General features: G+C 41.3%; 9 protein-coding genes. All 9 read right to left on the bottom strand.

What is annotated here, in order from left to right; genetic code table 11:
• Window positions 1-322: 322 nt before the first annotated feature.
• Window positions 323-1,006, bottom strand: coding sequence for a hypothetical protein (locus WA256_RS07605; RefSeq protein ID WP_335990267.1), 684 nt, complete (start codon window positions 1,004-1,006; stop codon window positions 323-325).
• A 485-nt stretch (window positions 1,007-1,491) separates the two neighbouring features.
• Window positions 1,492-1,926 (bottom strand): GNAT family N-acetyltransferase, encoded by a 435-nt coding sequence (locus tag WA256_RS07600; RefSeq protein ID WP_335990265.1) that lies wholly within the window; start codon window positions 1,924-1,926, stop codon window positions 1,492-1,494.
• Window positions 1,927-2,052: 126 nt separating this feature from the next.
• Window positions 2,053-4,011: a methyl-accepting chemotaxis protein gene (locus WA256_RS07595; protein ID WP_063529242.1), complete on the bottom strand. Its 1,959-nt coding sequence runs from the start codon at window positions 4,009-4,011 to the stop codon at window positions 2,053-2,055.
• 285 nt (window positions 4,012-4,296) lie between these two features.
• Window positions 4,297-4,908: an FMN-binding negative transcriptional regulator gene (locus tag WA256_RS07590; RefSeq protein WP_063529241.1), complete on the bottom strand. Its 612-nt coding sequence runs from the start codon at window positions 4,906-4,908 to the stop codon at window positions 4,297-4,299.
• Window positions 4,909-4,969: 61 nt separating this feature from the next.
• Window positions 4,970-6,112, bottom strand: a complete 1,143-nt coding sequence (gene asd, locus WA256_RS07585; protein WP_063529240.1) for an aspartate-semialdehyde dehydrogenase — start codon at window positions 6,110-6,112, stop codon at window positions 4,970-4,972.
• Between the two features lie 129 nt (window positions 6,113-6,241).
• Complete coding sequence (yegS, locus tag WA256_RS07580) at window positions 6,242-7,138, bottom strand: lipid kinase YegS (protein WP_335990261.1); 897 nt, start codon at window positions 7,136-7,138, stop codon at window positions 6,242-6,244.
• Window positions 7,139-7,275: 137 nt separating this feature from the next.
• Entirely contained in the window at window positions 7,276-9,909 is a 2,634-nt protein-coding gene (locus tag WA256_RS07575) for a TonB-dependent receptor domain-containing protein (RefSeq protein ID WP_062565602.1), read from the bottom strand.
• A gap of 78 nt (window positions 9,910-9,987) precedes the next feature.
• A complete protein-coding gene (locus WA256_RS07570; protein WP_062565603.1) occupies window positions 9,988-12,741 on the bottom strand; it encodes a hypothetical protein in 2,754 nt (917 codons plus the stop codon).
• A gap of 290 nt (window positions 12,742-13,031) precedes the next feature.
• Window positions 13,032-14,339, bottom strand: a complete 1,308-nt coding sequence (locus WA256_RS07565; RefSeq protein WP_062565604.1) for a tetratricopeptide repeat protein — start codon at window positions 14,337-14,339, stop codon at window positions 13,032-13,034.
• Between the last annotated feature and the right edge of the window lie 6 nt (window positions 14,340-14,345).

Here is a 14,345-nt window from a genome sequence, read left to right as displayed (position 1 = left end):
CCTACGGGATTCATCGTATAGGGGTGAAACTTATTTCACGCGTTGTAGGTCGTGCTTTAGCGCGATTGAGGGGAAAGTTAGCGAGTTACGAGAGCAAAGTTTGCGGGAGGCGTTTCAACGCCGAACAAGTAGCAGCGATTTTACATCGCGTCCTAGAGCCTGAATCCTAGCGCCTAATGTTTTCTTTCGTAGGCGTGAAACTTGTTTCGCGCGTTTGTTTATAAGAGGCGTTTCAAAGCCAAACATTTATGGTTCACGGCAAAAGCCGTTCCTACATGAAAATGTTTAAGGTTTTGTCGCCATAAATAGCGACTTACAAAGACTAGCCATTGGTAAAAACTAATTGAGATGGGTTGTCTGTTTGAATAAACAAGACTCTTGTCACTGTTGAACCTGATTCGTCTTTTGATGTGTTTGTGAAAAGGTAGTTTTCATCAAAAGTACTCAACTTATCAAGGTCAAAATCAGAGTTAGCCTCATGGTGAAATGACATAGCACAGACTTTACCTCTGCAAGCAAAGTCTTCAGCATAAACATCGTTTGTGCGAATTTGATTCAACATCTCGAGCAGCTTAACTTCTCTTTCTATTGAATTATCTGTTTCTTCAGTAACTCGTACATTATTCAAAAAGTCATGAAATTCAGAAATTGTGATTGCGCCAAATACGCTTTGCTGTTTAATTTGCCCATTATCAGTGATGAATGAATTGGTAACAGATTCTGATGATGAAAAATGTCTATCAGCTAAATATGTTTGTTGACCTTGCTCTTCACTCACCTTATTACCTTCAGGCTCTGAACTGGCTAATTGTTTAACTTGAATAGTGCTTTGATGTATATCTTTGTTATTCGCCGAGATCACTTCTTTATTAGAATCACTATTAACTTGGCTCTCTATTACGGTAGCCGTCACCTCACTATTGTTGCTCGATGAAGTAACCAAATAAGTTATTAGCGAACTGATAGCAATCAAAATTAAAACTGTGAATCCATTTAGTTTAACCATTGAAAGTCCTTTTATTTTTTAACCTTAATCCCTGAAAGTACAACAGATTAATTTGTATGACAAGTAATGATTTTTTAGTTTGTAAGATACGATAGTAAAGTTAGCGAGTTACAAGGGGAAAGTTTCTAGGAGGCGTTTCAACGCCGAACAAGTAGCAGCGATTTTACATCGCGTCCCATAGCCTGAATCCTAGCGCCTAATGTTTTCTTTCGTAGGCGTGAAACTTGTTTCGCGCGTTTGTAGGTCGTGCTTTAGCGCGTTATAAGAGAAGTTAGCGAGATTGAGGGGAAAGTTACAAGTTACAAGAGTAAAGTTTCTAGGAGACGTTTCAAAGCCGAACAAGTAGCAGCGATTTTACATCGCGTCCTAGAGCCTAAATCCTAGAGCCCAATGTTTTCTTTCGTAGGCGTGAAACTTGTTTCGCGCGTTTGTTTATAAGAGGCGTTTCAACGCCGAATATTTATGGTTCACAGCTAAAGCCGTTCCTACACGAGTTCCATGTGTAATATTGGAAATGGTTTACCCATATCATCAAAAGGTGAGCGTGAGATAACTTTAAATCCCATATGTTGATAAAAACCAACCGCAAGTGGGTTTTGCTCATTAACATCCACTTTGTGAGCAGCTAATTGCTCAACCGCATAGTTAAGTAGGGCTTTACCTATACCCTTACCTCTTGCGGAATTTAAAATAAACAACATTTCTATTTTGCACTCATGTACGCCAACGAATCCTAAAATTGTTTTATTTTCATCCTTAATGCACTTTAAAGTCACATTAGGAAACGCCTGCTCAATGATGATTGGCTTAAAAAAGGCTATGTCGTCTTCAGTTATAAAATCATGGGTTGCTCGAACTGAGTTTTCCCATACAGCAAGTAGCTCTGGGTAATCTTCAGCCTTCACATTATCTATTTTCATTATTTGCCATTTTATAGGAGTTATCCTGCGTTATGTTCTTATAATCAAATAACAGAAGGATTCGTTACTCGTTTTAGTTATTTACTCCATTAAAGCATGTGAAAGTCTTTGAAACAAAGAGTATTATTACACTTTAAATTTACCCACTAAATCTGTCAGTGTGTTCGATAACAGGTTTAGTTTCTCTCCATTGCCTCTTGCACTATCGGCAATTTCGCTTACATCATCAGCCGCATTTTTTATTTCAACAACATTGCGGTTAATGTCTTCAGCTACATGCTGTTGCTCTTCGGCTGCAGTGGCAATTTGTGTATTTAAATCGCTAATATTGACGATAGACGCGGTTATTTCGCTAAATTGTTGCTGTGCTGAATGAGCTAGATCAACCGTTTTGTTTGTGCGGTTTAAGCTGGTTGTCATCTCTTTTGACACTTGATCAGACATTTTACGTAACGTATCTAACTGACTTGCTATTTCTTCTGTCGATTCTGAGGTCCTTTGTGATAACGCACGCACCTCATCTGCAACAACCGCAAAACCTCGACCATGATCGCCTGCCCTCGCCGCTTCAATTGCTGCATTTAAGGCTAACAAATTGGTTTGCTCTGCAATGCCTCTTATCACGCTTAATATCGACATGATGTTTTCGCTTTCAGCGTCGAGTTGGTTTATATCTTGGGTTGCTTTGGTGATCACCTCAGACAAAGACACAACACTATCAACCGTTTCAGATATAACACTTTGCCCAAGCTCAGAGGCCTGCTGTGTTTGCGATGCAAGTTCGGCTGCATTGGCACAACTAGCAGATACTTCATTAGCAGTCGCTGCCATTTCATTAATTGCTGTGGCCGCCATTTCAAGGGCTTGTTGTTGCTGTGATGTTGAGCCAGATAACTGTGCCGCCTGTGATGATGTTTGCGCTGAGGTATCACTAACATTTTGCGCACAATCATTAATTTGCGTGACTAAATCCGATATTAAATTCAAAAATAAGTTAAAGCTGTTAGCCAGTTTGGCCGTTTCATCGCGTGTTTTAATCACTAAACGTTTAGTTAAATCACCACCACCTTGCGATATCTCGGTAAGACCATCACTTACTTCAACAATAGGTGCAGAAATTAATTTAGAAATATAGCTAGCAACTAAAATAAACACAGCAATCAAGATTGCACTGATGACTAAAATAGTAATCGTCATTGCGTTTGCAGCACTCATCACTTCAGATTTTTCAACTAAACCTATAAATTTCCAGCCTAGTTTTTGCGAGGTGTAAATATTCGCTAAGTAATCTTTGCCATTAATGTCAATTTCAAATTGCCCCTGATTATTATCAGCGAGCTGTTTGTATTTTCCGTTATTGACTTGTGCTAGCTGCTTAAACCTGTAATCAGCATTTTTAACGTCAACGAGTACATTGCCACTATCTTCAATCAACATTAAATAGCCAGTTTCACCAAGTTTAATGTTCGCAATAATATCGGTAAGGCCCTGCAAGGATACATCCATGCCCTGCACACCAATAAACTCTCCTGCTTGTTTAATCGCTTTAACAGTAGAAACAATGACCATGTCATCGGCTGCCCAATAATAGGCATTGGTTCTTACTGTTTTACCATCTGCTGCTTTGCCTGTTTCGTACCAAGGCCTTACTCTTGGATCATAATTCGCTGTAACTTCACCCTCTGGCCATTGAATATAACCGCCTTGCTCATTACCCATATAAATATAAGCAAGCCCCGGGTGGGTGGCGCCAAAGTGATCAAACAAACTAAAGGCGTTTTGTTCGGTGCTACTGCCACTTAAATGATCAAGCTTTTCTGCACTAGGTGACTGCATATGGGTTTTAACGCCTTGCTTGGCGTCTAAGATAGCGGCATGGGATGCAAGGTAATCGACGTTTTTTTCGATTTCGGCAAAAAACATACTGATACCATTATCGACTTGTCTTGCTTCTCTTTGACTAAGCTCGGCAAAACTATCGAGGGCTTGCTGTCTTGTTTGTGTAATTACAAGCACAGCAATGATAATGAGTGGCAGCGCAATGGCTGACGCAAAGGCGAGTTTTAATTTTTTTGAAATGTTCATAGCCAACTTCCAACTAAGCACTTAAGAAAATATAGTGAGGCCTTGGAAGTTCGGCAAATAATTAAGTGTTTATTTTTTCGGAGCAAAGTAGATTAGACTAAATAAAATCAATGAGTTTTACATATCTTCTAAGATTGCTTTAACTCGAATCTTACTTTCTCAAAATATGACATTTAGTTGACAGACACATGGAATGTACTAACTTTAACATTAGTAATTAACATGCTTTTAACAAAGCCATGCTAGATACTTTCCAACCAATTGGCAGCATTTGCGGGATGCAAATTAGCTGCCTATTCCTACTTTATGTTTAAGCATATAGCTAAGTAAGGCTTGGGCATCTGGGTGTTTATCTGATTTTAACCCTGTTACAACACCTTGTTGATCCGCAGCCGATTTATGCTGGCCTAACTTTTCTTTTGCCTGAATTGAATCAAGTTCGATTTTAATACCAACAATGCCACGGAGTAACTTGGCTTGATAATCAGCTGGCAATAAACTGGTGTCGTTTAAAATACTCGGCTCGTATTGGCTAATCAGCTCATCTAAGCAAGCTAAGGTGTGGTCATCATCGAGGTATTCTACTGTGCCCTTGGCATGCACCGCAGCGTAGTTCCATGTCGATACAGCTGGCTTCTCACTATACCAAGTCGGTGAAATATAACTATGTGGACCATTAAAAACCACTAATACACGGGTATCTTGCAAGCTTTTTCCATGACGATTTGCCCGTGACACATGACCATATAAAGTACCAAGCTCGCCCTCATCGGGTTTATAAACTAAAGGTAAATGAGTTGCCTCAAACTCACTATCAACCATCAGAGCAAAACTGTAGGTTTTAATGAACTGCGATACTCGCTCTGGTGTCATTTTCCATTTATTAGGGGTGTGCATTACTTTCCTTTAGTGCTAAAAAAGGCCAGCAAACTGCTAGCCTTAGTATTGAGATGTGTGATTAATGTTGGCCATCAACAATAATGCGTAACATACGACGAAGTGGCTCAGCTGCACCCCATAACAGTTGGTCACCCACTGTAAATGCACTGATGTACTCTGGACCCATCGCTAATTTACGAATACGACCTACCGGAATAGACAGCGTACCAGTTACTTTTACAGGTGTTAAGTCTGTAGCGGTAATGTCACGATCATTCGGGATCACTTTTACCCACTCATTGTGAGAAGCAAGAATTTCTTCAATTTTCTCAACGCTAATGTCTTTGCGCAGCTTAATTGTCATTGCTTGTGAGTGACAACGCATTGCGCCAATGCGAACACATAAGCCATCAACAGGGACAGGTTGTTCGCTACTACCTAAAATTTTGTTCGCTTCAACTTGCGCTTTCCACTCTTCTTTACTTTGACCGCTTGGCATTGGTACATCAATCCAAGGAATAAGGCTACCTGCTAGAGGCACACCAAACTGGTCTTGTGGTAAATCGCTTGAGGCAATTTTTTCGGTGACTAACTTATCAATCTCAAGAATCGCAGCATTTGGATCTGCAAGTTTGTCAGCAACAGTTTCGTGAATTGCACCCATTTGCGCAATTAACTCTTTCATGTTGCGAGCGCCTGCACCAGACGCCGCTTGATATGTCATTGGGCTTACCCATTCAATCAAGTCTTGCTCAAATAAACCGCCTAGTGCTAATAGCATCAGTGATACGGTACAGTTACCGCCCACATAGGTTTTAACACCTTGCTCTAAACCCGCACTGATAACGTCTTTATTTACCGGATCTAGCACAATAATACTGTCGTCACTCATACGCAGTGCCGATGCCGCATCAATCCAGTAACCTTGCCAACCTGATTCACGTAATTGCGGGTAAACGGCTTTGGTATAGTCACCGCCTTGGCAAGTAACAACAATATCCATCTTCGCAAGCTCAGCGATATCATTGGCATCTAAAAGCGGTTTAGCAGGACCCGCAAGATCAGGGCCTAATTGACCGGTTTGTGAGGTGGTGAAAAAAGTCGTGTCGATATTAGAAAAATCATTTTCTTGCTGCATACGTTCTAATAACACAGAGCCAACCATGCCCCGCCAACCGACTAATCCTACTTTTTTCATTGTTTGTTCCACTGTTTGATTCATTCAAATTACCTAAACTATTAAAAATTAAAGTCCATTGCGTGAGAATTTAATTTTTACAGGGGTAATCTAGCATTGCGGCCAAAGCAAAACCAGCGCAAACCGAGTAACATCAAAATTTTTCATCATCGTTTATTTAAGTAATGTACAAGCGTCTGGTAGCACCATGTTTAGCGCACCAGCATGCACTTCAAAACGCTGTTGTTTTGAGGTGATTGGCTCGCCGTCTAAGTTTATTGGCATTTCTGTTTGTGTTTGCCATTCAAGCCAAGGCACTTGAAAGCGTTTTACCCACTGTTGTGATGAATTAGGATAGTTACTTAGCTCTTCGATAACCGCTGGTACATCTGAAATTGCAAATGATGTAAACGCCACTAAATCAACCAAGCCATCATTTATGTACGCATGGGGCGCAAGGGGCTGACCGCCACCCGCTTGGCGTCCATTACACACGGCAGCGGCAATAATATCGCCCGAAGTTCGTTCACCATCAGGCAGCGTTAACTCGCCACTGTAAGGCACAAAACTTAGCGCTTGTACAAGCCCTGCCAAGGTATACGCGCCACCACCGAGTAAGTTTTTCAGTGCAGGCGGTGTGGTTGCGGTAATTTTTGCCCCAAAGCCAGCACTGGCTACGTTCACAAAATAACGCTTATCAACCTCTACCGTATCAATTGCATACGGCTGACCCTGTGCGGCAAGTTTCAGCGCTGGCAGGTACCCGTGAGGAATATTAGCGGCTGTAGCAAAATCATTCGCTGTGCCCATAGGTAAAATAGCAAGCTCTAAACGTTGTGACTTTTCCAGTTTCATTAATGCATTAACGGCTTCATTAACGGTGCCATCACCACCAGCTACGACAATACGTTTTACACCTTCTGCGACGGCTTCATTAATAAAGCGCTCAATGTCACCGCCTTCATAGGTAACTCGCACCGCCAGTGGCTGACGAGTTCGAAATTTACCAATGGCATCACGAAGCTGCTCATCAGCCGCTTTTTTGCCATTTATAATTAACCGTAAGTCCATTTTTAATCCCTGTTTAAACACGTTGAACTACCATAACACGCAATGTTTTTTAGACAATACAGAAACAAAAAAGCCCTGCTAGTGCAGGGCTAAATCAACGTTAGGATTTATTATTGTATCCTTCCTTGGTCAGAGATTTAAAACTGATATTTGTACTCAATTGAGAACTCAGTGCCTTTCTCTTTAGAACGAGTTAAGGTACCCGCTGACTCTATTTCAGATTTTGCGCCCAAGATATTCGTCACTTTGAACTTCAAGCTTGAGTTGAAATCAGGGAAATAGGTGTAGTTAAAGTCTAGAGAGTGGAAAGGTTGCTCCATCCAGTCTTCTTGACCTTCAATGCCAGGAATTATAATTCGCTCACCAAATACGTTATAGATTAGTGTTGAAGCATGTTGCCCACTAGGTGCGTCATAACCTAACTGCATATTCACAACATATTTTGAATGACCCGTCATGCGACGTGTTGTATTTGTAACCGCTGCAGAAACCCCTGTTTGTTCAACAATCGCCTGACGGTCCATGTTGATTTCTGAGTCACTTAAAGTCACGTTACCTGTCATGAACACGTCTTGCCAGAATCCACCTAAGAAAGCGAAATCTTTCAGGTATTCAAATTCAACACCAGCAACATAACCATCTTCTGCATTAGCAATACGTACCAATGGTGGACCATCTTGTGCAGGTGATTGAACAGACTCAATTGGATCAACCATGTCTTTATAGAACACACCAACAGAGAAGTTCTCGCCCGTATCAAAATAGTTTTCCCAGCGGAAATCATAGTTTTTGATTTGCGTTGTACGTAAACCAGGCGTACCACCTACAGGGTATTCAGTAAGCGGATCGATGTAAGTTGCATCAGAAATCTCACGTAAATCTGGACGAACAACTGTTTCACCATAGCTTAATCGCCACTGCGTTTCGTCGTTTTGCACATAAGTTAAAGCAAGTGCGCTATAAACGTCATCTTCACGGAATGCGAGCTGATCTAACTCATCATAATCGATTGAAGATGCAAGGCCACCAGTAAATGGGTCAAGAGGAACAGATACTTGACGGAAATCTTCCCAACGTAAACCACCGGTAATACGCCATGTGTTATTGAAGAAGAAATCAGCTTCGAAGTAGTATGCATCCACTTTCTGCGCTGACTTATAGTCATCGCCTGAAACCGTTGTGTCGTTTAAGATTGGCTGCGTTAGTGACGCGTTTGTAAGTACATCATCAGATAAAATGGTGTTTAACTCATTTCCGTTTAAGTCAACATCTGAGAATGCACGTGTATTGATATCAAAACGACGGTTAGTTGCTGAACGCTCTTTAGATATAAAGTCAGCACCTGATTTAAGCTCAACATCCACGCCATCTAACATAATAGGCAACGTAAAGTTAAAACCGTAGTTCTCTACTTCATCATCCAAATCTTGGAAAGTGTAACGTGCAGCTGTTGTTGCATTGGTTAATGCGCTTTCGTTTACTGTATCGTAAAACCCATCTTCGTTAGCATCAGTAACGATGAAACGAGTTTCCATGTTACCTGGTGCGTAACGGTTTGAGCGACCAATTGAATACTTCCAGTCAAAACCCGCGTAATTCAACCAATCAAAAGTATGCATACCTTTTAACTGATTAACGATCAGCTCACGCTCTTCATAACGAACATCGTACGAGCGTACACGCTTGTTGTCTGAGGTATTGTTGTTTTGGTCAATACCTAAACGGTCTGAAATTTTATCTTCAGTATCACGTAAGATTAATGCTGTGTAGTCAATTTTATGCGCTTTGTCATACTCAACACCAACAGTAACCATACCTGATGTTTTAACCGTGTGTTCTGTACTTAGTACTTGGTCATAACCACGGATCATGGTTGTTGAGTTTTCACCAATCAAGAAGCCTTGACCTTGATACTCATCTGCAACAACATGCTTATTATCATAACTAAGCGACGATAAGAAACCATAGCGCCATTTATCTGATTCGAAGCTATTACCTAATGTGGCAGTGAACTTCGTATTCGGATCAACCTTTGCTGATTTTGGATCATATTCGCGATTTAACGACAGTGCTAAAGCACGGCTTTGCTCAGGTGTTAAATCATCAAGCGATTGACCACTTTGGTATACATCAAGGATAGGACGTGGAATTTCGCGTGTGCCATCGTCAACACCGTACCAGTCATCCGAACCACCGCTGTATTCAAGACCATCATCAAAGTTATTGGTGTTGTAACCAAGCTGACCCGTCACATCAAATACAAATTGATCTGGAATTGATTTCAAACGAATATCAACGTTACCACCACCAAAAGACGCTGGCATTGACGGTGAATACGATTTTTGTACTGATAAACTTTCGATAATACCTGATGGAAATAAATCCAGTGGTAATACCGAACGCGTTGGATCTGGGCTTGGTACAGCAGAGTTATTTAACTGTGTACTTGAATATCGCTCACCTAAACCACGAACATAAATAAACTTACCATCAACAAGTGTTAAACCTGTTACACGGCGTAGCGCTGCAGCAGCGTCACTATCACCACTGCGTGAAATTTGCTCTGCACCCATAATATCAGCAACGAATGCTTGCTGTTTACGCTCTTCTAGAACAGCTGTTGCAGTGCCTTTTAAACGACTTGCACTAACAACAACTTCTTCAAGAACAGCTTCTTCGTCTACTTCAGCTGCGTGTGCTGAGACACTCAAGCCGCATAAGATAGCTGCGCTTAGTGCTGTTAAGCTGAACTGTTTTGAATATTGTTTCATGTTTACCTCTATCTGAAATAAGTTACAGAAAGTTGTTTAAAGGTGCTAAACACGTTGTTTAGCACCTCGCTTACTGTGTTATTCCAGACCTACCGTCCAACCTTCAGTCCAGTTGTTATCAGCAGATACTGCACCAATGTGCGTTGTTGTATCGAAGAAACCGTCGATTGCTTTAACGTCTGTCGCTGTTGTTGTATCGATAGTAAAGATACCATTTACAACTTGCGTTTGACCTGTAGCAACTAAGTTACCTAATGTGTTTGTCCACCAGTTCTCAACACTGAAATCTACACCGCTTGGGTCTTTGAAGTTTTCAGAACATGCAATCACTGATGATTTAATCATTAAAGTACCATCTTGGGCATTGTTCACTGTTTCACTTTCACCTGAAGCAGCACCTTCAATCTCAAGACATTCGCCCATACCTTCAGGGCCCGTTACGATTGCGTTATAGATTTGCGCTCCCGTACCTTCACGGAAGTACATACCTTCTGAGTCATCTTCACCATCAAAGGTATTACCGATAATTGTTAAGTTAGCAATTGTTGGGTTTGACTTAGGTGTTTTAGACGGTGTAGAACCATCGTTGTCTGCTTCAATACCACGGTTGGCGTCTGAGTTATCAGCTGCTTGCTTAACAAGAATGTGCTGCATTTTACCTTGGAAACCATTGTCCCAGTCGATGCTGTCATCTTGAATGCTTGTTAGTACTAAGTACTTCGCTTGTACGTTACCACCGAAGAACTCAACACCGTCATCCGCATTTTGGTGTACTTGTACATACTCAACAGTTGTACCAGAACCAACACCACCGAACGTGATACCGTTTAATTCGTTATCTGGTGCGATTTCGTAACCACCATTCATCACACGAACATAACGCAGCGTACCTGAGTTATCCGTTGTATCAGTACCACCGAACACGGCACCTGACTCAACACCTTCAACTTGAAGCGCACAATCGCCTTCTGCTGGACACTTGTTTGATGGTGCGTTACCAAGAAGAACTAAACCGCCCCACTGACCAGCTGCTGTAGTACCACCCATAACATCTTGGCTTGAAGTGAATGAGATTGGCTCATCTTTAGTACCGTTAGCATTAATTTTTGAACCACGGCTAATTACTAAGTAATCATCGCCTGTACGACCATATACTGTTACACCTGGCTCAATTGTTAAAGTAGCTGAATCTGCATTATCATCACCTACAAATACTGCACCGCTTAATGCGTAGTAGTTACCCGCAGTAAGTGTTAAATCTGCGGTGATACGACCAGACACTTCACATGTTGTTGTGCTGCCATCAACTGGAGAAATTGACGTTGTACCTGATGGGCAACCTGCTACTGCTGGTGGTGCAGTTACTTCACCGCCACCGTAACCAAATGCCCAACCTTCACGCCAATCATCTGAGTCATTTAATGCACCAACAAAGTCAACTGTATCAAAGAACGCATCAACAGTATTCGCTACATCTTGGCCCGCGCCTAGTAATGGAGAACCTGCAATTGGTTGACCGTTTGCACCAAGCATTGGCTTATCATTAATTACGTTGCCAGATTGAGCTGTAAACCATGTTTCAAGCTCAAGTAACGTGTTGCCGCTACCATCAACTGGGTTTTTGAAGTTTTCGCCATTAGTACACGACATAAACGTATTTTGCATTAAGATAGTGCCATCGTTAGCGTTGTTAACTGTTTCGCTAGCACCGTCTTCCGCACCTTCAATTTCTAAACACTCACCCATTTCGTCAGAGCCAGTGATCACAGAGTTGTAAAGGTGTAAACCTGTACCTTCACGAAGGTAGATACCCTCTGCATCATCTTCACCGTCAAAGTTGTTTCCGATGATTGTTAAGTTAGAAATGATTGGTAATGATTTTGGTTCTTTAGACGGTGTGCTACCGTCGTTATCTGCTTCGATACCACGGTTTGCATCTGTTGAATCTGGATCTTGTTCAACATAAACGAATTGCATTTTACCTTGGTAACCATTGTCCCAGTCGATGCTATCATCGTCGATGCTTGTTAATACAACGTGTTTAAGGTTTACAGCACCACCGAAGAATTCAACACCATCATCTGAGTTGTTGTGAACTTGTAAGTATTCAACTGTTGTACCAGAACCTACAGCACCGAACGTAATACCATTTAGTTCATTATCTGGGGCAATTTCATAACCAGCGTTTTTAACAACAACATATTTTAATGTACCTGAATTATCTGTATTGTCTGTACCGCCAAATACAGCACCTGATTCAACACCTTCAACTTGAAGAGCACAATCGCCTTCAGCAGGGCACTTATTAGAAATACCATTACCAAGAAGCACCATACCGCCCCATTGGCCTGCAGATGTTTCTTCACCAACTACGTCTTGCTTAGAAGTAAAGATGATAGGGTCGTTTTTAGTACCTGTAGCTTCAATTTTAGAGTCACGGCTAACAACTAGGTAATCAGAACCGCTGTTACCGAATACTACCGCACCTGCTTCAATCGTTAATGTTGCACTGTCTGCTTTATCGTTACCAACAAATACTGCACCATCAAGTGCCCAGAATGCGTCTGTTGATAATGTTGTATCTTCAGTGATTACGCCTGAAAGAACTTGTACTGTCACATCACGACCTAATGCAGCAGACACTTCATTCGAAAGACTTTGGCTGTATACACCCGGTAACTCTTCAGTTGTTGGTGGTGTAGTTGGGTTAGTAGGTGTAGTTGGTTGCTCAACTGTTTCTTCTACGTTGATGTTGATATCACCACCGCCACAACCTGCTAGTGAGATTGCTGTAGCTACAAGACTAACCTTGAATAAGCCAGATAATTTCATTGTTCACTCCGTTAAGATAGATATTTAATTATTGTGTTAGCGCATAAACTCAAGTCACCAAAAAGCACTGAAACTTAATGCTTTTGGGTCACTTGAGTTTTAAACTGCGACTACCTTACGGGAGCTGTATGACAAACTAGTTACACTTTAATAAACATAAAATGACAATATTAATTATTTAAAAAAGAGTAAGTTAGTTTATTTTTGAAACGGAAAAAAGCCGCCCGAAGGCAGCTTTGGTGTTGCGATTATAAATTAGTTCTTTTGTACGCTTACCTGTTGAATACGATTTAGAGTAAAGCGGTACGTAATGTTTCGGCGTGCACTTTTTCACGCTTCACATACTTGATCCATTGCTCAGCTAAACGCTGCGACTTTTTGTGTTTTTCCGCTTGTTCAAACGCTAAAATCGAGGCATCAAAGTTTTGTAAATTGTACTGCGCCATACCTAAGGCAACATATACATTTGATTCGAACTCTAAGCCGCCTTTATCTAGAGCTTTACGTGCTGCATCCGCTGCTTCTTCGTATTTTTCAAGATTAATACTTACCTCTGCAATACGTTGTTCGTACTGACCATGCGTTACTAAATCAGCGGCTTTTGCAAAGTAAGCAAGTGACTTTTCAGCTTCTTTTGCTTGTACCATTGCTTCTGCAACAAAGGCATAGTTTTTCGCTGATTTTTCAGCGACACCGTCTTGCATAGCTTTACTCATCACGTTCGCCGCTTTAAAAGCCAGGCCGTTGTATAAATACACTTGTGATAATTGACGTAAATCTGATTTAGATTTCATGAAACCTTGTTGGTATGCCGCTTCTAAAATCGCTAATTGCTTTTTCTCTGCGCCTGTTTCACCGTACATGCCACCTAACTGAACCCAGTACTCTGGCTTGTTGTAAAGCTTAACTAAACGCTCAAGTACCTCGACCACTTTGTCAGACTGATTAAGTGAGTAGTACATTGCACGTTGTAAGATTAACCAGTTTTCTTTTGGCATTTCACCTTTGCTGTCGGCTTCTGCGATAGCTAGGTTAATGTTCTCAATGCCTTTTTGGTAATCTTTAAGCTGATAATACGCTTGAGATTTCAATACGTAATAAGCATCTGTTTTAGGCTTGTCGTTAATCACATCCCACTGTGCTAAATATTTGATTACCTTTTCGTAATCGCTATTAGCCATTGCAAGTTGCGCTAAGCTAAAGGTGGTGCTTACACGTAATGTTTCTGGGATCGCATCTTCGTTCACTACTTTTTCAAACGATGCAATTGCTTTATCAAGGTCGTTTTCGTTGTAGTAAATAAAACCATAGAAATTATGCATCATGGCAATTTCATACGAGTTCATGCTCGAAGAGCGCTCTTGAATACTATCAAGAGCTTCTAGCCCTGCTTTTGCATCACCATCATCAGCCAGCTTCTGTGCTCGTGCTAATTGGCTATACACTTTTTCGCGCAGTGCAGGTACTCGTTTAGTTTTTTGTTCTTGTGCGTAAGCTGTTGCCAGTGTTACACCTGGTAACATGCTAACAACGCTTGGGACTACAAGGCTGCTTGTGAAAGCAGCCGCGCAAATCACGGCAACTTTTAAAGGTTTCATAATCGC

The organism is Pseudoalteromonas sp. CH_XMU1449-3 (assembly GCF_037027245.1).
In the GTDB taxonomy this organism is placed as follows: Bacteria; Pseudomonadota; Gammaproteobacteria; order Enterobacterales; family Alteromonadaceae; genus Pseudoalteromonas; species Pseudoalteromonas shioyasakiensis.
Note: the sequence above shows the minus strand (reverse complement) of the source record. Positions and strands in the feature narration are given on the sequence as shown.

Excerpts from the sequence above, each read along its gene's own strand:
- asd (WP_063529240.1), bottom strand. The coding sequence starts at position 6,112 with ATGAATCAAACAGTGGAACAAACAATGAAAAAAGTAGGATTAGTCGGT.
- WA256_RS07605 (WP_335990267.1), bottom strand. The coding sequence starts at position 1,006 with ATGGTTAAACTAAATGGATTCACAGTTTTAATTTTGATTGCTATCAGT.
- WA256_RS07565 (WP_062565604.1), bottom strand. The coding sequence starts at position 14,339 with ATGAAACCTTTAAAAGTTGCCGTGATTTGCGCGGCTGCTTTCACAAGC.
- WA256_RS07575 (WP_062565602.1), bottom strand. The coding sequence starts at position 9,909 with ATGAAACAATATTCAAAACAGTTCAGCTTAACAGCACTAAGCGCAGCT.
- WA256_RS07590 (WP_063529241.1), bottom strand. The coding sequence starts at position 4,908 with ATGCACACCCCTAATAAATGGAAAATGACACCAGAGCGAGTATCGCAG.
- WA256_RS07570 (WP_062565603.1), bottom strand. The coding sequence starts at position 12,741 with ATGAAATTATCTGGCTTATTCAAGGTTAGTCTTGTAGCTACAGCAATC.
- yegS (WP_335990261.1), bottom strand. The coding sequence starts at position 7,138 with ATGGACTTACGGTTAATTATAAATGGCAAAAAAGCGGCTGATGAGCAG.
- WA256_RS07600 (WP_335990265.1), bottom strand. The coding sequence starts at position 1,926 with ATGAAAATAGATAATGTGAAGGCTGAAGATTACCCAGAGCTACTTGCT.
- WA256_RS07595 (WP_063529242.1), bottom strand. The coding sequence starts at position 4,011 with ATGAACATTTCAAAAAAATTAAAACTCGCCTTTGCGTCAGCCATTGCG.